The sequence below is a fragment of the Haloferula sp. BvORR071 genome, assembly GCF_000739615.1.
Classification (GTDB): domain Bacteria; phylum Verrucomicrobiota; class Verrucomicrobiia; order Verrucomicrobiales; family Akkermansiaceae; genus Haloferula.
Window position 1 is genome coordinate 147,224 of sequence record NZ_BATP01000040.1, and the last position, 17,049, is coordinate 164,272.

General features: G+C 63.1%; 12 protein-coding genes. 6 read left to right on the forward strand and 6 right to left on the reverse strand.

Features of this window, described 5'->3' with window-relative positions; translation table 11 throughout:
- Nucleotides 1-167: 167 nt before the first annotated feature.
- Nucleotides 168-497 carry a hypothetical protein gene (locus tag BV071_RS35640; RefSeq protein WP_265594757.1) on the reverse strand — a complete coding sequence of 110 codons (330 nt, stop codon included), beginning with the start codon at nucleotides 495-497 and terminating at the stop codon, nucleotides 168-170.
- A 90-nt stretch (nucleotides 498-587) separates the two neighbouring features.
- Between BV071_RS35640 and BV071_RS22705 the strand changes: the two genes are divergently transcribed.
- The 5 genes from BV071_RS22705 (at nucleotide 588) to BV071_RS22725 (ending at nucleotide 6,050) form a co-directional block, all read left to right on the forward strand.
- On the forward strand, nucleotides 588-1,658 hold the full coding sequence (locus BV071_RS22705; RefSeq protein ID WP_035612125.1) for an amidohydrolase family protein: 1,071 nt from the start codon (nucleotides 588-590) through the stop codon (nucleotides 1,656-1,658).
- 210 nt (nucleotides 1,659-1,868) lie between these two features.
- Complete coding sequence (locus BV071_RS22710; RefSeq protein WP_035612126.1) at nucleotides 1,869-2,261, forward strand: Rieske (2Fe-2S) protein; 393 nt, start codon at nucleotides 1,869-1,871, stop codon at nucleotides 2,259-2,261.
- 182 nt (nucleotides 2,262-2,443) lie between these two features.
- The gene (locus BV071_RS22715; protein ID WP_035612127.1) at nucleotides 2,444-3,229 is read left to right on the forward strand and encodes an ATP-binding cassette domain-containing protein; all 786 of its coding nucleotides are present in this window, start codon (nucleotides 2,444-2,446) and stop codon (nucleotides 3,227-3,229) included.
- Nucleotides 3,230-3,384: 155 nt separating this feature from the next.
- On the forward strand, nucleotides 3,385-4,602 hold the full coding sequence (locus tag BV071_RS22720) for a hypothetical protein (RefSeq protein ID WP_035612128.1): 1,218 nt from the start codon (nucleotides 3,385-3,387) through the stop codon (nucleotides 4,600-4,602).
- Between the two features lie 8 nt (nucleotides 4,603-4,610).
- Nucleotides 4,611-6,050 (forward strand): retropepsin-like aspartic protease, encoded by a 1,440-nt coding sequence (locus BV071_RS22725; protein ID WP_035612129.1) that lies wholly within the window; start codon nucleotides 4,611-4,613, stop codon nucleotides 6,048-6,050.
- A 218-nt stretch (nucleotides 6,051-6,268) separates the two neighbouring features.
- Here the strand turns inward: BV071_RS22725 and BV071_RS22730 are convergent, their stop codons facing one another.
- The 3 genes from BV071_RS22730 to BV071_RS22740 are packed head-to-tail and all read right to left on the reverse strand — an operon-like array spanning nucleotide 6,269 to nucleotide 10,965.
- Entirely contained in the window at nucleotides 6,269-8,161 is a 1,893-nt protein-coding gene (locus BV071_RS22730; protein WP_035612130.1) for a glycoside hydrolase family 97 protein, read from the reverse strand.
- Nucleotides 8,162-8,165: 4 nt separating this feature from the next.
- Complete coding sequence (locus BV071_RS22735) at nucleotides 8,166-8,519, reverse strand: MmcQ/YjbR family DNA-binding protein (RefSeq protein ID WP_035612131.1); 354 nt, start codon at nucleotides 8,517-8,519, stop codon at nucleotides 8,166-8,168.
- Nucleotides 8,520-8,523: 4 nt separating this feature from the next.
- A complete protein-coding gene (locus BV071_RS22740) occupies nucleotides 8,524-10,965 on the reverse strand; it encodes a U32 family peptidase (protein ID WP_035612132.1) in 2,442 nt (813 codons plus the stop codon).
- Nucleotides 10,966-11,080: 115 nt separating this feature from the next.
- Between BV071_RS22740 and BV071_RS22745 the strand changes: the two genes are divergently transcribed.
- On the forward strand, nucleotides 11,081-11,473 hold the full coding sequence (locus BV071_RS22745; RefSeq protein WP_035612133.1) for a hypothetical protein: 393 nt from the start codon (nucleotides 11,081-11,083) through the stop codon (nucleotides 11,471-11,473).
- A 16-nt stretch (nucleotides 11,474-11,489) separates the two neighbouring features.
- Here the strand turns inward: BV071_RS22745 and BV071_RS22750 are convergent, their stop codons facing one another.
- Both BV071_RS22750 and BV071_RS22755 read right to left on the reverse strand, forming a co-directional pair.
- Entirely contained in the window at nucleotides 11,490-12,047 is a 558-nt protein-coding gene (locus BV071_RS22750; protein ID WP_035612135.1) for a hypothetical protein, read from the reverse strand.
- 86 nt (nucleotides 12,048-12,133) lie between these two features.
- Nucleotides 12,134-17,017, reverse strand: coding sequence for an autotransporter-associated beta strand repeat-containing protein (locus tag BV071_RS22755; RefSeq protein WP_035612136.1), 4,884 nt, complete (start codon nucleotides 17,015-17,017; stop codon nucleotides 12,134-12,136).
- Between the last annotated feature and the right edge of the window lie 32 nt (nucleotides 17,018-17,049).

Here is a 17,049-nt window from a genome sequence, read left to right on the forward strand (position 1 = left end):
ATTCGGGCGGATACCTCGTTTGAGTGGTGCGTCTTTCGTCCGGATTTTCCGCCAATCGGATTGCTGGGCGGTCGAGGTGCATGCCAATGCTTGGATTGATTCTCACGATATTCCCGCCGTGGATATCGAATGAGTGAGTGGAAGGGTTTCTGGCAAGCTGATGCCGATCAGCCCTTCTGAATCATGAGTATTTCTGCCTCCGAGCCGTCCTCCTTGCGAAAGCAGCCCTCGATCCTTCCCTTGGCGATTAGCGCCGCCGTCTTCACCTCCCTTTGCTGGGTGCCAGGCCTCATCGCTGGTCCGGATAGTCTAAGCCGGATGTCGATCTGCGGCTTCCTTCCCCGTGCCGAGTGGAAGGAAGTGGGGCATTTTACCGGTGGATTGCTGTTTCCTCCGCTCGTTGCGGTCGTGATGGCGATACAAGCTGCTGTCTTCCGCTCAAGATGTCTCGTGTCCTGCGTCTTCCTGATGCCATTGGTCGGTTTCGGGCTCTTCATCCTCCGCTGCTGGGGCGGGATGGGTGCATTCCGTTAGGAGCGATGGATTCCCTCTGGACGGCCCGCCACTCCGGGTTGAAACAGATATCGATGCCAGAGCCCGGGAAGAGCGGTGGATTGTCCCTGATCGATTGCGACGTGCACTGCGTGCCGCTGCATTCGGATGAGATCGTCTCACGGCTGCCCGCCTACTTCCGGACCCTGGGGCTATCTTTGCCCGGTGGTCCCGGCCTACCGCATCCCACCGGCGTGCGTCGGGTGGATGCCCGCGGGCCGAATGGCGAGCCGGCGGGCTCCCTGCCCGAGTTGATGCGCGAGCAATTGCTGGATCCCTTCGGCGTGGACTTCGCGGTGCTGATCGAGGCGAAGTTTCTCACGGTGGGGGTGATGCCGGACACGCATTTCGGCAATGCCATCGCCAGTGCCCACAACGACTGGCTGCGGGAGAAGTGGCTACCCGCCGATCCGCGCTTCCTCGGCAGCATGATCGTCAATCCCTTGGACCCAGAGGCTGCCGCCAAGGAGATCCGGCGCGTGGCCGGCTCGGAGCGGATCGTGCAAGTGGTGATGACCAGCGCGACGCGAATCCCCTTGGGCGACAAGTTCTATTGGCCGATCTATGAGGCAGCCTGCGAAGCCGGTTATCCTGTGGCCGTGCACCCCGGTGCGGAGGGCAAGGGCGTGGCCGGCGCCTTCACCGCGGGTTTCCCTTCCAGCTATCTGGAGTGGCACACGAACTTGCCGCAGAACTTCATGGCCCAGCTCACCAGCCTGCTCACCCGAGGTGCCATGAGCCAGTTCCCGGAGCTCCGCTTCGTCATGGTTGAGGGTGGCTTCGGCTGGGTTCCCCACCTGCTCTGGCGCTTGGACAAGAATTGGAAGGGCCTGCGCTCGACCGTCCCCTGGCTCGACCGAGCGCCCAGCGAGTATGTATTGGACCGCGTCCGCTTCACCTCGCAACCGGTCGAGGAACCCGAGTCCAGCGACCAGCTCCTCGAACTCCTGCACATGATGCACGCGGAGCGCACCCTGATGTTCTCCAGCGACTATCCCCACTGGGACAATGACTCCCCGCACCGGGCCTTCCCCAAGAAGCTTCCGGACGAACTCAAGCAACGCATCTTCTGGAAGAACGCCGCGGAGCTTTACCGTCTCATTTAGGACCAGGATGAAACGGCATTTGGAGTGCGGTGGCTCGACACCGCTTTGGCTGCGGGGGGGGCTTTGATTCGATCCCTTCGTGTCCGCCTTACGCAGCGTCGGCGAAGCGCTCACCGCGAAGCCCACTCACCGCCAATCCGTAGCCGTCCACGCTAAAACATCGCCGACCCCAAGCCAAAGCGGTGTCGTGCCACCGCACTCCATAAGCCCATGCCCGAGAAGCGCCCCATCGTGATTTGTCCCGCCGCCGAGTTTCCGCCCGGCGAGCGCCGCATCGTCGATGCCGGCGACGGCCGCTCAATCGGCGTCTTCAATGTCCACGGCAAGTACTATGCCCTTCGTAATCTCTGCCCGCACGAAGGAGCCGAACTCTGCCGCGGCCTGATCACCGGCATGAATGAAACATCGGAGGTCGGAGAATTCCGCTGGGGCAGGGAAGGGGAGATCCTGCGTTGTCCCTGGCACGGCTGGGAGTTCGACATCCTCACCGGCCGCTCCGTCTTCAACCCCAACCAGGTCCGCGTCGCCACCTACGAGACCACCGTCGTCGAATCCTTCGAAGTCGGCGTGGACGAGGGCGGGATGGTCACGGTGCTGGTGTGAAGGGTACCCACCCAGAACAGGAAGAAACCGCGGATAGCACGGATAGCGCGGATGAAAATGTAACTTCTGACGAAGTCGGATTCATACATCCGCGATATCCGAGTTATCCGTGGTCAAGTCCAACGGCTTCGGCGTGTCGGAAAAAGCTCGCCATCTTCGTCGGCCTTGGTCGCGATGGGCGCGTGCAGGAGCCTTTCCTCGAAATCCGGAACGCCACCGTCTGGCGCGGCGAGACCGCCGCGTTGCGCGATTTTTCCCTGACCCTCAGCCACGGCGAGAGTGTCGCCATCCTCGGCCCCAATGGCGCGGGCAAGAGCACCCTGCTGAAGCTCCTGACCGGTGAGGTCCGTCCGGAGGCGGATCCGCGCACGGTCTGCCGTCTCTTCGGGGAGGATCTCTGGTCGCTGGAGGAGCTCCGCCACCGCATCGGCGTGGTCATGCCGGAGGACGTTGCCCGCTTCCACCCGGAGGAAGTGGCACATGACGTGGTGCTGTCCTCCTTGCGCGGCGCCTTCGGCCGCACCCGCGACATGCGCTTCAGCTCGAAGGAAAAGGCCGCCGCGGATCAGGCGATTGCCCGCCTCGGCATCACCGCGCTGGCTGGACGCGATTTCGGCACCCTGTCCTCCGGCGAGCGCCGCCGCTTTCTGATCGCCCGCGCCTTGGTCCATGACCCGCAAGTGCTGGTGCTCGACGAGCCCTCGACCGCCCTCGATTTCGCGGCCGCCCTCAGCCTGGTTGCTGCCCTTCGCGAGCTCGCGGCCAGCGGCCACACGCTGGTGCTGGTGACCCACCATCCCGGCGAGATCCCGCCGGAGATCGGCTGGGCCATTCTGCTAGACCGTGGCCGCATCGTGGCCGATGGTCCGAAGCGCCGGGTGCTTACTGCGCCGGCCCTGAGTGAACTTTTCGGCCTGCCGCTCGCGGTTTCGTGGGCGGGCGGTTGGTGCGGGGTAAAACCGGCGTGAAATGACAAGTATCCTTGTACATTTGCTTAGCCTCTCGGGGGTTTAGTTCGAATCCTTACCTTTTCCCCTTTTTTAAGCTGGAGCGCCGGAGCCAGTCGCTTAGCAAGTAATTTGTGAAAAGGACTACCACACTTGGGCTTCTAGCCTCCCTCCTCATGGTCCCTGCGCTTCACGCCGGGGAGATGCGTATCTGGACCTCACGCAAAGGCGGCACCCTCGAAGCTGAATTGCTTCGTGCCGACGACACCAATGCCACCCTCCTGACCAAGGAGCGGAAGGAGACGCTGGTGCCGCTCGCCGACCTCAGCATCGCCGACCGCCAGTTCATGGTCGAGAACACCGGCGCCGATCTCAAGATCCTGGCCCTCGGTGAAGTCGGCAAACCGGAGCTTCAGGTCAAATTCGATTCATCTTCCTTCAAGAAGCTCAAGACCAGCAACCTGACCTTCAGCGACGAGAGCGAGAGCGACTTTGAGTTGATGGAGACCGAGCACTTTCTGGTTGCTACCGCCGGCGGTGTCCGGCCGCAGGGCATCGCGGAGACCGCGGAGCGGATGTGGCACGGCATGGCCTTCCAGCACATGAACTTCCGCCAGGATTGGGGCGACAAGCGGATGCTGATCATGATTGTGGAGAAGGACGAGGTCTACAAGAAGCTCGGTGCCTGGTACAAGACGAGCCTCAAGGAGCGCGGCAAGGACGAGGAAGCCAGCAAGGTGGCAGCGACTTGGGATAAAGCTTCGGGCCATGGTCTGGCGATGCCGGATAAGATGACGGAGAAGCACAATATCTTCCCGGAGGCCTTCCTGCTGCACGTGACCCCGGAGTCATCCCACCTCTACAAGAAGCCGATGGGACCCTTCCTGGTGAATGTGTTCGCTTCGCTGCTTCTCGACCGCCAGATGGGCAATGTCAGCTCCTTCGGTGGTGAGGGCCTGTTCGCTGTGCAGAGCGGACATTCCTTTTACAAGGAGATCTGGCTGACCGGCGAAAGCGAAACCAACTTCCTCGCCGTCGAGGGTTCGGACAACGGCACCGTCAGCCAAAAGGGCGGCTACCAGAAAGCCTCTCAATGGGCCCGCGAGCTCCGCGGCGCGGTCAAGAAAGGCGAAGTCCACTGCGAGGTGGAGTCCATGTTCAAATGGAAGGTCGAGGACCTGAAGCCGGAGAAGCTGGCGCTCGTCTACTCCTTCGGCAGCTACATGGAGAGCACCCCTGCCCGTCTGGCGAACTTCGCCGCGCTGGTCCGCCGGGTCGAAACTTCCAAGCAGATTCCCGCGCCGATTGAGGTTGCGAAGATCTTCGGCTTCGAATCCGTGGCCGACTTTGAGGCCGATTGGAAGAAGTTCATCCTCGAAGGCAATTTCAAGTGAAGTCCGTTATGAAAAGATCTCTTACCGCCGCATTCCTCCTGGCACTTGCCGCGCTCGCGCCAGCTCAGGATGCCTCACAAATCGAATTCCGGGACTTCACCGGTCCAGATGGCAAAGTCATTCAAGCCGCCGTTGTCGATAAGAACGACACCGCAGTGATTCTGGCCTTGGCGAACGGCAAGCGCACCACGGTGCCGCTCGACAAGCTGAGCCCGGCCGACCAGGAGTACGTTACCGGCTGGAACAAGGAGAAGGCGCTCTTCCTCCAGAAGTGCCGCAATCTGCCGATTCGCCAGATGCTGGAACTGCGCGGCTACGAGCCCTTTCCCTTCACCTTCGAGAGCAACTCGATCTTCATGAAGGGCAAGCTCAACGGCACGCCAGGCAAGTTCCTGATTGATACCGGTGCGGGTACCAGCGTGATCCACATTCCCTTCGCGCAAAAGGCGAAGTGCGAGGTCGGCCCGCTCGACGAGGTCATCCGCGGGGTCGCAGGCGAAGCGAAGGCCGGCTGGTGCGATGTGCCGACCATTTCCTTCGGTGAAGCGGTGTTCAAGGGGCGCAAGATCCTTGCCACCGATCTGGCCAATGGTCTGCCCGACGGGCAACAGCCATCGGAGGATGCGATCCTCGGTGCGGATGTGATGTCCCAGCTTGATGCCGTAATCTCCTATCCGGATCGCCTGATCTTCCTGCGCCCGGACAAGTCCGACGAGGCTGCGGTGGCTGGTGCTGCCGAGGCCAAGGAAGGCGACGAGGCGATGTCCTTCCGGATCTTCAAGACCAAGGAAAACCAGACCTACCGCGGCAATGTCGTCTCCAAGACCACCAACGTGGTGACACTGAAACTGGTGGGCGGCAAGACCGAGCAGATCCCGGTGGCCAAGCTGGTGCCGGCGGATGCCGAGTATGTGGCCAACTGGAGCGAGGCCGGCGCGATCTTCCTCAATCACTGCGGCAGCCTCACCATCCAGGAAGTGCTGGAACTCCGGAAGTATCAGTCCTTCCAGTATGAGCGCCGCGGCAACCACATCTTCGTCGATGGCACGCTCAACGACAACAAGGTGACCTACATGATCGATACCGGTGCCGATGGCACCAGCCTCGACGTGGATGCCGCCAAGAAGTACGGCTGCGACGTGGGCCCGATGGACCAGTGGGTCTATGGTATCGGTGGCAAGGCTCCGGCCGCGATCACCACGATCCACAAGCTGACCATGGGTGACGCGGTCATGACCAACCGCAAGATCCTGTCCTGCGACCTGATCCGCGGCACGGGGGTGGAAGACTACGTCGGTCTCTTTGGAGCCGACTTCATGCGCGAATTGGAAGCGGTGATCACCTATCGTGAGAACCGCATCTTCCTGATCCAGCGCAAGATGGTCGCCGCCGGGACCGAGCCGGAGAAGAAGGGCGGAGGCAGCAAGCTCGACGACAAGAAGAAGTAAGTCGCCGACTACCCCTGATTGATTTTAGCCCCGCGAGGTCATCGGCCTTGCGGGGCTTTTTGTTGGCCGGGCTTCGGACAGCCGGTAGCCGTGGCCTGGTTTCTCTGAGAACGGCAAAGCCGTTCCCTCCTAAAGCCCAGAGTTGGCCGGAGTCCTACCCTGGGTAAGCGGCAAAAGAATATTCAACTCTGAAGGGGTTGCCGCAGGATTCGATTTGTCTAAGGGCTTCCCCGCAATACGAAGCCGCCGCGCGCGGGCATCTCGTGCTTCCAACTTCCCTTGGCTTGGATCTCTTCCGCCTTGAGTTCATTCAGCGCATCCCCGCCTTCACGGACGAGTTGCCATTTCCGCGTTGGAAAGTTGGATAGATCGATCTCCACCGGCAGCACATCGCCAGTCCCGTTGATGCCGGCGATAAACCAATTCTCCTTCTCGCGTCGTGCCACCACGACCACCTTTCCCGGCTCGCCGATCAGGCACCGCGTCTCATCCCAACGAGCCGGCGCATCCCGCAGGATCCCAATTGCAGCCTCGGGAAAAGCCGCGTAAGTCTCCGGCTTGTCTGCATAGTGGGTGATCCCCGAGGTGAAGATCAGGGCCGTCGCCAACTCGTGAGCTGCCGTAGTCTTCCGCTTGTAGCGCTTCTCGCCAAGGCCCAGCGGCGTGTAGTCCATCGGCCCCGCGACGTTCCGTGTGAAGGGCAGGATGGTGTTCAGTTCCGCTACTTTCTCCGGGTAGCGCTCATCGAACATATAAGACTCCTCGCCCAGCACTGCTTCCGCGGCCATGAAGTTTGGCCAAGTCCGCTGCCAACCGCGCGGCAGGCTGCAGCCGTGGAAATTCACCATTAGCTTGCGTGCAGCTGCTTCCCGCAGGGTCTCGCTCATCGCCGCCATGGCGTCCTGGCGGTCGGTGCACCAGAAGTCGATCTTCACACCCTTGATCCCGAGCTGTGCATATTCGTCCAGCCGCCGCGTTCTACGGTCGGCATCGTAGAAGCTATCCGCATGTGCCCAAACCAGCAGGCCTACCTTCTCCTGCGCGGCTTGGGTTGCCAGCGCCTTCGTGTCGGCCTTCTGCCAGCCCGCATCGAGCAGGGAGTATTCCCAGCCCATCTTCGCCGCCGCACTGATGTAGCTGGAGTAGAGCTCCGTGCCGTTCTGGCCATTTGGATAGGCCCACCAGCTCCATGAGACGCGCCCCGGCTTGATCCACGAGACATCCGCGAGCTTCGACTCTGGGGCGAGGTCCGTCACGAGTGTCGAAGTGAGGATGTCGCCCGCCTTGTCGCCCATGGCGATTACGCGCCACGGCATCGTCCACGGCAGCGCGTGGTGGGGCTTCGTGCCCGGGGCATGTTGAACACGCTTTGTGCCTTCATCCTCGAAGGGAAAGGCGATCCGATAAACTCCTTTGCTGGAATCCGCCGCCAGATGGCAGGCGCAGTAGTTCGCATCCGTGCCTGATTCACTGAGTAGCACCCAAGCCGCCGGTGTCTGGAAGAGCGCGGGGAAATACCATCCACGTGTGTTTCCGCCACGCGAATAGGGCGGGGGATCGCCCGGCTTCACCGCGAAGTAATAGTCCTCATAGGCCGGGCTTGATGAACTGGATGCATTGTAGGGAGAGATCCAGCCCTTCGCTTCCGCGGGCAGGTGGAAGCCCGAAAGCTCTTCCTCCACCGTCGCTTCCGGGGCTTCGGCTTCGATCCGATAGCGGAAGGCTACGCCCTCGTTTCCCGCATCCAGATCCAGTGTGATCTGCGCGCCGCTGGCATTCGCGAAGCTCAGGCTCCGGCGGTGGTGCGGCTGATCGACCTGCGGCTTAAGGCCCGCGAAAAGTTCGTAGCGCTCTTGCTGTTTTTCCTGTTCGCCGCTCGCGGTCAGCTTCAGCCCCTTGGTGAAGTCCTGGTCCGCCAGCTTCAATCCTAGCGGGGACTCGCCCAGCACTTCCCGCCCCTTGCGGGATACGGTGTAGGATAAGGCTCCTGCCTCATCCAACTGCACCGCGATCGCATTGCTGCCATCTGGCGAGGCCAGAGACGCGAGCTCCGCGGCTTCTGCCGCTCCACAAACAAACACCAGTAGCCATCCATACCGCGCCATCGCCATGCGATCACAGACGCAGCTTCGCCCGCTCTGCTTTCGGCAATGACGCGACCACCAATTCATACGAGTGATCGATCAGCTCCCTCACTAGCTTGGCTGACAGCGAGTTGTCGAGAATCACCGTATTCCAGTGTCGCTTGTTCATGTGATAGCCGGGAATGATCGCCTCGTGCTCCTCACGCAGCATCACCGCCCGTTCCGGGTCGCACTTCAGGTTGATCCGAGAGGGGAAATCCTCCGGCACCGCCAGCCCGAACATCTTCCCGCCCACCTTGTAGACCAGCACATCCGGCCCGAAAGGTGTCGTCTCCTCCGCCGAAGGCTTCTTCAGGAAATACTCGATGACGTCGGGCAGGTCCATGACTTCAAACCAGCGTCCCCTCCGTCACCCCCAGCTTCTCAAACGCCTTCACATTCTCGAACAAGGTCTCCGCATCCGTCTTCCCGCTCAGGAAGTCTTGGTAAGCTTGGATCGTGCGCAGCGCGCCAAGGTCATCCTCGTCCAGCAGCTCCACTCGGAACTTCGCCAAGCCCGCCTCGCGCAGCTCGCCAAAGAAGCGCGCACCGGTTTGCGCCCGGCCATTGAAGAGGGTGTTGCGGCAACCCACATCCGCCATCAAACGGTGCATCTGGCCGACGCGGTCGCGCAAATGCACCACGTGGCTTTCGCAGGGGCGCCCGCAGTCCTTGTAGGTCGTGCCCTTGCTCAGGAAGGTGCAGAACACGCAGTGCTCCATATGAAACATCGGCATGTGCTGGTGCAGCGTCAGCTCGAACCACTCCGCGGGCGCACCACGCACAAGATCGAGCACCTGCCCGATATTCAGGTCATACGAAACCGTCAGCCGATCCAGCAACGCGTGCTCCTTCAGCAGCCGCGCCGTGATCGGATTGGCCACGTTCAATGAGAAATCGCCGACCCTGAGAAGATCGGTACGATCCCTGTAGTACTCCAGCGCGGCCAAGTTGCGCAGCAGTACGCCATCCGGCTCCATCCGCTCGATCAACTTCAGATAGCCGCCTTCACCCGGCTTGAGGATGCGCGGAGTCGCCAGCACGATTTTCGATCCCTCCGCGCGCAGGGCCACCGCTTCCTTGTAGCGTCGCGGGTCTTCGAAGTCGCAATAGACCACGCCGATCCCGCTATCCACCGCGGCCTTCACCTGTTCTTCCGTGCGGCACAGCACTGCCAACTCCGCCGGTGACTCGGTCTTCTGGACCTCAGGCATCAACTCGCGGAAGCTCGTCGTCGTGCTCTCCCGCACGGGCGCTTCTTCCGCTGTTCCCAAGGCAGCCACCAGGTCACGGCGCATCCGGTTCAGTTCGGAGAGCCCGATGTGGCACTCGCCTTCGACTTGAAAATCCACGGCTTCCAGCTCGAAGCCCGTATCGCCCAAGCGCCCCAGCTGCTCGCGCAAGGTCACTTCGGAGAGCGCATGCTTCGCGGCTGCCTGCAGCGGCATCGCGGATTCCACCGCGGCCGCGTGCTTGCCATGCGTCGCCTCGATCCGCAGCGGCTCGCCCGGCTTGCCGCTCGCGATGAAGCGCAGTCCCGCTTTCACCTCCTTGAGCTTCGCATTCTGCCAAAAGCGCCGGATCTCGGACTCCAGCTTCTCGTCGGAAGTCTTGTAGAGCTTCTGCCCCGGCTGGATGCGGGTGAAATTGAGACCGCTGAAAGTCCGGTGGAAGACGATCCTCTGGCCCTCGATCTTCCAGACCCGGCCGCCCTGCTCATGATCTCGGTTCTCGCCAGCGTCGAAGACCACGCCATCGCCTGGCTTGAGCGGCACGCCACTGCTTTCACCCAGCTCCACCCAAGTCCCGCCGCAGGCGGTGATCGTGCCGAGCAGCGGCCCGCGCTTCTTTCCGAAGCGGCCGTGGGTTAGGTAAGGATGATTCGTGCCCTTCAGCCATCCGCTGGTCAGCCCGCGGGAAAACGTCATCTCCAGCTCGTAGCGATCCTCTGCCGTCACCGGGTCCGCGTTTTGCGCGAGCGCCGCATCCAGTGCCTTGCGATAGACCCGCGTCACCGCCGCCACATACTCCGGCGTCTTCAGTCGGCCCTCGATCTTGAAGGACTTCACGCCCGCCCGCACCAGATCCGGAATCACGTCCACTGCCGCGAGGTCCTGCGGGCTCAGCAAGTAGCGCACCTCGCCCATGTCGCGCTGGGTGATGCCGTCCACCACCAGCTCATAGGGCATGCGGCAGGCCTGCGCACATTCACCGCGGTTCGCCGAACGCTGGCCCAGAGATTCACTGGTCAGGCACTGACCTGAGTAAGCCACGCACAGCGCCCCGTGCACAAAGACCTCCAGCGGCGTCGAAGGCACCGTGCCGAAGCGCTCGATCTCCTTCACCGAAAGCTCCCGTGCCAGCACCGCTCGCTCCATCGGAAAGAGTCGCTCGATGCAATGCAGTCCCTCCGGCGAGGTGATCGTCATCTGTGTGGAAGCGTGCAGCTCCACCGCCGGCGCGATCTCCCGCGCCATCTTCGCCAGCCCCAGATCCTGGATGATCAGCGCATCCACTCCGGCCGCCGCGATCAGGCGCAGCTGCCGCTCCGCCGCCTCCAGCTCGCCGGTGAAGATCAGCGTGTTCATCGCCACGAAGCCCTTCACCCCGTGCTTGTGCAGGAAGGCCATCAGCTCCGGCAGGTCCTCCTCCGTGAAATTGTCCGCCCGCAGCCGCGCGTTGAACTTGGGCATCCCGAAGTAAATTGCGTCCGCACCCGCAGCCACGGCCGCGCGCGCGCAATCCCAGTTCCCGGCGGGACTGAGCAATTCGGGTCGGTAGGCGGAATCCATGGGCGAGGGGACCGATGCCACGGAAATCCGGCTTTGGAAAGCCCCGCCACGTCTTAAAACCACTCGACAGCCACCCGGGCCGATCCACCATTTCCCCAATGCAGCAAGTTTCCGCATGAGCGAGCCGGTGCGCGTGGACAAATGGATGTGGGCGGTCCGCCTTTTTAAGACCCGCGGCCTCGCCGCCAAGGCCTGCGAGACCGGGCGGGTGAAATCCGGTGAGCGAATCCTCAAATCCGCTTCGGAACTCCGCGGCGGCGAGCTGCTCGAACTACCCTTCCCGGAAGGCCCCGGCACCCGCACCGTCCGCGTCCTCGGCCTGATCGAAAAACGCGTCGGTGCCCCGGAAGCCCGTGCCGCCTGCGAGGAGATCACCCCTGCGGAAGTCACCGAGCAGCGCAAAATCTGGAGCGAAGCGCGCGGCCATCGCCTCATCGGCGAGCAAGGCCGCCCGACCAAGAAGAACCGCCGCCAGATGGACGACCAGCGGCGGGGCTTCTTCGAGTAGTCGGGAGCTTCGCGTTCTAGTCGACGCCGGTATGATGGAAATAGACGAGCCCCTTAGCTGCGTCATGTGCGAGAACGGCCACTGAGCCCCCAAAGTCGGATCTCCATTTCTCAGCCCGGTAGAAATACACCATCGACTCCTTGTCCGGCTGCCACCAAGGAGGCACATTGTCCCCGACAGAGGAATCGTCGAAATCGAGTCGATCGCTCGGAGTGAATCGTCGCAAGAGCTTGTCGACCGTTTGGGGGGAAGCTTGGAAACGGAGCCAAGCTGACATCGTATCGGCCGCGGAACTATGGCGACATTGGATCGTCGAGACATCCGGTGGTGGATCCTCCGCGAACTCCGTGTGGTAGGCATCCCGCAGGTCTGCCGGATCGGACAGATCTGTAGACCCGAAAAGCGAAGAGATTGCCACGATCCCCAAGGCAGCGGGAATGTAGCAGGCGAGCAGCATCAGGCCCCGCGCCATCCAGGATTTCTTGCGCCCGAACCAGAGGGCGAGCACGCCGGCCACGGTTCCCGCGAACAGCGCAAAGACGACGAATAGGACGAGCAGGGTGAATTGGTTCATGGCGCGCCAATCGACTCAAGCAGGGGTGAACTTCCTACCTGTGTGCGGGGCGAGTCTGTGGCGCGCAGCACTGCGATCAAGATCGATCACCGCCTTCTCCGCAGGAGCATCAGGAAGCCGAGCGCCCCCAGCAGCGCCGCCCGCGGTTCCGGCACGATGCTCACGTTCACTTTGCCGCCACCGCTGCTCAGCTCCCAGCTCCGGCCGTTGTCCAGGCCGGGCATGCTGCCGAGGCTCATTCCATTGTCCACCAGCGAGCCGCTGTAGGTGAAGATCGTCCAAGTCCCGGAATCCAGCCCCATGAAGTTGGCTGCCGTTGCTCCGCTGACATTCAGCGTGCCGTCCAAGGTCAGCACGCCACCCACCGTCACCAGGTCGTTGACCCCGAGGCCGAGGCTCAGTGGATCGGTGGCATTCAGCTCCATGTTGACCACGGCGCTGGAGCTGAAGGTCAGGTTGCCACCCAGCGCCAGGGTGCCTGCGCTGCTGCCGGGAGCCAGTGTGCCATCCACCGTCACATTGCCCGCGATCGTGCCGGCCGTGGCCGAGCCGCCGCCGAGCGTGCCATTGGTGCCGACAGTCACCGCTGTAGCCCCCAGCGCACCATTCACCAGCAAGGTGCCCGCGGAAACGAGCGTGGCACCGGTGTAGTTGCTGCTTCCGGTCATCGCCATCGTGCCGCCGCCGATCTTGGTCAGGCCGCCGGTCCCGCCCACGTCGGCCGAGGCGTTGCGCAAGCCCGCGGAGACCAGCAGGTCGGTGCCGCTGGTCGCATCGGCCACGTCGAAGGTGATGTTGCCCGCGAGATGGTGACCATAGCCATTGGTGCCGGCGATGGTCGATTGACTCGTGCCCCCGGTAGTTACCGTGCCCTTAAATTCGAAACCCTGGTAACCCGAGGGCGTGCCCGTGCGGTTCACGCTCACCGTGCCGCCGTTGATGTTCACCGCGCCGAGCACGTTGTAATTGTTCGTCGCCAGCGTGCCGCCTTGGTTGACGGTGAAGGAGGTCAGGCTGGCCAGCGCGGTCGCGCCGTTGCCCATCACGTTGTTGGTGTTGAAGTTGACCGTGCCGCCGTTGTTGATCGTCACCGTCCGCGCGGAGCTCGCGCTGCCAAAGGCAGTGGTGGTGGCGTTGCCCTGCACCGCCACGTTCACGCTACCGCCGTTCACCGCCAGATTGCCGGTGAAGTTGTTCGCGGCCATGCCCAGATTCAGGGTGCCGGTGCCGATCTTGGTGAATCCGCCAGTGCCGGTGATCAGCGCGTTCACGTTCAGGGTGCCGTCGCCGCCCACCTCGTTGTTCGTGCCGCTCAGGATTAGCGATGAAACGACCGCAGTCGCCGTGGCCCCGGTGCCGACCCCGCCGTTCAGGGTTACCGTTGGCGCGGAGGTATAGCCACTCCCCGCCGCCGTCGTGGTGACGGATCCCACGGTAGCGCCGCTCAGGGCGGTCGTTGCCGTCGCCCCGGAGCCGCCGCCGCCGCTGAAGGCCACCGTCGGCGCGGAAGTGTAAGCGCTGCCGACCGCGCTGACCCGCACGCCGGCGATGCCGCTGGCCAAGGTGCCCGCCGTCGTGGTGTTCGAGTTGATCAGCTTGCCGCCATTGAGCGTCACCGCCTCGTTCACGCTCACGCCGTAGATGTCGAGCGAGGCGTCGCCGCTGACCGTGGTGCCGTTGACCGCGGCATTGCCGATTGCGCCGCCCCAGCCGAGCGCCGTTGCGGAAGCCGCTTGGAAACTACCGGCGCTGATGTTGAGCGCGGAGGTGAAGGTGTTCGTGCCGCTCACCCGCATCGTGCCGACGCCGGTCTTGTTGACCGTGCCGGTGCCGATGATGTTGCCAGAGACGGTCAGGTCTTCGGCCGCATTGCCGGTGACATTCGCAACGTTCCAATTCGCCGCGCCGACCGTGTTGACCCGCGCGGATACGGTGGATGCCGTGCTTCCCGTCACCTGCCAGTTGGTCGCGTTGCTGGAGCGGATTTCCGCGCTGCCGTTCACCGTGCCGCCGTTCAGCGTCAGGTTGTTCAGATACTGCTCCTGGTTCACGGTCAGGATACCGCCATTGAGGGTCAGCGACTCCGTCATGGCGCTGTCGCTGCCGCCGAGCGAGTGGGCCGAGCCGGCGGCAAGCACCATGGTGCCACCGTTGTTCACGGTGATCACCCCGGCACCGTCCAGGCGATTGCCGCCGAAGCTGCCGCCCGTCACCGTCAGCGTGCCCGCGTTCACGGTCACGTTCCGCGGCAGCAGCTGGAAGCTGCTCAGGGTGAGGTTGCCCGCACCTTCCTTGATGAAGCTGCCCGCGCTGCCGGCCGCGAAAGCGCGGTTGAAGCTCGTCGCGTCGGAGCGGTTCATGGTCAGCGTCGTGCCGCTGGCGAGGGTGACCGTGCCACTGCCGAGCAGCCCACCGGTGGTCCCGCCGTTGCCGAAGTTCACCGCGCCGGCGCTGATGTTCATCGCACCCAGGGTTGCATCGGTCAGCACCGTCAGGGATCCGCTGCCGGCCTTGCTGAAGGCACCTCCACCGATGATCGAGCCGCTGCCGCCGAAGGTGTAGTTGTTCGTCGCATTGACGCTGAGCGAGGGCGTGTTGAGCGTGCCCGTCAGGTTAATCGGCACCCCGTTGTTGCCGGCATCGGTGAAGGAGACGCTATCCGTTTGGTAGAATTTGTCCGCGCCACCGTTGGTCCAGTTGGCGCTGTTGTTGATGTTCCAGGCGTTCGTGGTCCCGTCGCCTGCCCACACCAGATTCGCGGCAGAGCCACTCACCGACATCTTGATCTGCCCGGCGGTGGATGTATCCAGCGCGAAGGTCTGCCGGTGGCTCGCCACGAAGGCGGAATCCAGCACCGGCGTGCCGCTCAAGGTGCCGGTGTAGGTGAAGAGTGTGTAAACGGATCCATTCGTCAGCGCGCCGCCATAGACGTTTGCTCCTACGGTCGAGGCGCCGCCGAAGCTCAGGTTGTCGTTCACCGCCACCAGGTCATTGCCCGTCGATACCGAGGCTGCGTTGAGATCGAAGGTGGAGAGACCATTGATGGTCGCGGTCGTCGTCGTCGCGCTGGCGTCACCGAGCGTCAGGGTGCCGGCCGAGCCGAAGGCCGATGTCGCGCCTGCGTTGAGCATCGAGTTCACGGTCACGTTCCCCAGGATACTGCCCGTTCCGGACATCGTCCCGCTGTTCACCGTCAGGTTGCCGGTGAAGGTGTTGGCCGCCGTATAGGAAATCGTGCCAGCCCCGCCTTGCGCCAGGTCGCCTGATCCCGAAAGTACGCCACTCACCGTAGCGGTGGCTCCCGCATTCGCCTCGAAGGTCGAAGTAGTCGCTGCGTTCAGCGTAAAAGGGGCCGACCAGGTGCCGCCGCTGCCCGTCGCGCGCAGCAGACCGCCGTTGAGGATCACCTTGTCGTTAACGCTGCCGGAGTTCAAGGTGCCGCCTACTTCCACCACGCCATTGTTGGAAATGGTCAGCGTGTCGTTGAATGCCGCCGTATCCCCGCTGGCATCCACGGTGATGGAGCCTGCCTTCAGCGTCGCGCTACTGGCACCGCCACCCACGATCATGTCGCCCTTGCCATCCCAGCCGACGTTCACCGCTACGGCGGAAGCGTCTAGGCTGCCACCCGAAAGGTTGTAGAGGCTGCCCGGGCTGGAGCCATTGGCCCAGTGGCCGATCCGGATCCCATTGCCACCGCTTTCAACGGTCACGTTGCCACCGGTTTGGTTGATGTTGCCCGAGGTGTTGCTGGCATCGCCCAGGCCGATGTACTTCGTGGTCAGGCTGGCTCCGTTCTCAACCACCATCGTGCCGACCGGAGCGCCGACGGTATTCGAGGGTGTGCTGACCAGTCCGACCGAGGCCACCTTCACGTTTGCCCCCGAAGCGAGGGTCATGGTACCCGAGTTCACCTGCACCCGGCCGAGCGTCGAGTTGGTGCCTACAACCCCGTTCACGGTCATCACGTCAGCGGCGCTGGTGCCCTGCCAGATCAGGTTCGATCCGCTGTTCAGGAAGCTCACCGCTTGGCCAAGCGTGAAGGAGCTATCCACCTGGTAGCGCAAAGTGCCCGCGGTGCTGGCGGTGCCCAAGGTGATGCCGGAAGCATTCGCCACCAGATTCGAAGTCTGCAAGCCGTCGCCGATCTGCAGGGTGCCGGACTGGATGTTCAGCGCACCGGTGAAGCCGCTGCCATTGCCGGTCAGCACCGTGGTGCCGCCATCTGTACGCCTGAGCTCGCCGTTGCCGGTCAGCGCGCCTTGCAGGCGGAAATTCGTGGTGCTGCCGTAGTTGCGGATCACCCCGCCGGCCGCGCCGATCTCGATGTCGCGGGTGATGATCCCGTTGGCGTTGGCATCCACGATCCCGCCGCCGTTGAGGATGATCTTGTTCGTCGCATCGCCGAAGTTTGAGGCTGCGTTCACGATCCCCGAGGTGATCGTCACGTTGCCGGTGAAGGTATTCGTGCCGGTCAGCGCGAAGACGGTGTTCGAGCTGCCGCCCGAGGCGGAAAGGTCGCCGTTCACTGCCAGCGTGAGCCCGCCGGTGCCGACGATATTGCTCGTCCAGGTCAGGGACCGGCCGGTCGCTGTGCCCAGGACGGAGGTGTTGAAGGTCGAGCCGCCTGTGATGTCCAGGCTGCCACCCGTGAGGTTCACCAAGCCGAGCTCCTCCAGGAGGATCGATGGAGTCAGGACCGTGCCGGCGATGGTGACCGCCTTGGTGGCGGTTCCGTCCGTGCCTGCGGAGAATACGACGTTTTCGCCGTTGACCCATGCGGCCGTCGCTGCGGTGCCCGCGGCATTGGTGCTCCAGTTGGTGCCACTGTCCCAGGTGCCGCCGACGTTGCCGGAGCCGGCGGTATTGCCGTTCGTATCCCAATAGAGGGTGCCGGCATGGGCGTTCAGGATCGAGGCGGTGGCCGTCAGCAAGGCGGCGCGTAGTAAGGAGACGCGGGAAAAGGGCATGGGGAGTGCGGTCGAGATCGCTGACTAACATG

What these genes read in the sequence shown, in the direction of transcription:
- BV071_RS35640 (WP_265594757.1), bottom strand. Translation starts at nt 497, where the DNA reads ATGAAGAGCCCGAAACCGACCAATGGCATCAGGAAGACGCAGGACACG.
- BV071_RS22705 (WP_035612125.1), top strand. Translation starts at nt 588, where the DNA reads ATGCCAGAGCCCGGGAAGAGCGGTGGATTGTCCCTGATCGATTGCGAC.
- BV071_RS22710 (WP_035612126.1), top strand. Translation starts at nt 1,869, where the DNA reads ATGCCCGAGAAGCGCCCCATCGTGATTTGTCCCGCCGCCGAGTTTCCG.
- BV071_RS22720 (WP_035612128.1), top strand. Translation starts at nt 3,385, where the DNA reads ATGGTCCCTGCGCTTCACGCCGGGGAGATGCGTATCTGGACCTCACGC.
- BV071_RS22725 (WP_035612129.1), top strand. Translation starts at nt 4,611, where the DNA reads ATGAAAAGATCTCTTACCGCCGCATTCCTCCTGGCACTTGCCGCGCTC.
- BV071_RS22730 (WP_035612130.1), bottom strand. Translation starts at nt 8,161, where the DNA reads ATGGCGATGGCGCGGTATGGATGGCTACTGGTGTTTGTTTGTGGAGCG.
- BV071_RS22735 (WP_035612131.1), bottom strand. Translation starts at nt 8,519, where the DNA reads ATGGACCTGCCCGACGTCATCGAGTATTTCCTGAAGAAGCCTTCGGCG.
- BV071_RS22740 (WP_035612132.1), bottom strand. Translation starts at nt 10,965, where the DNA reads ATGGATTCCGCCTACCGACCCGAATTGCTCAGTCCCGCCGGGAACTGG.
- BV071_RS22745 (WP_035612133.1), top strand. Translation starts at nt 11,081, where the DNA reads ATGAGCGAGCCGGTGCGCGTGGACAAATGGATGTGGGCGGTCCGCCTT.
- BV071_RS22750 (WP_035612135.1), bottom strand. Translation starts at nt 12,047, where the DNA reads ATGAACCAATTCACCCTGCTCGTCCTATTCGTCGTCTTTGCGCTGTTC.
- BV071_RS22755 (WP_035612136.1), bottom strand. Translation starts at nt 17,017, where the DNA reads ATGCCCTTTTCCCGCGTCTCCTTACTACGCGCCGCCTTGCTGACGGCC.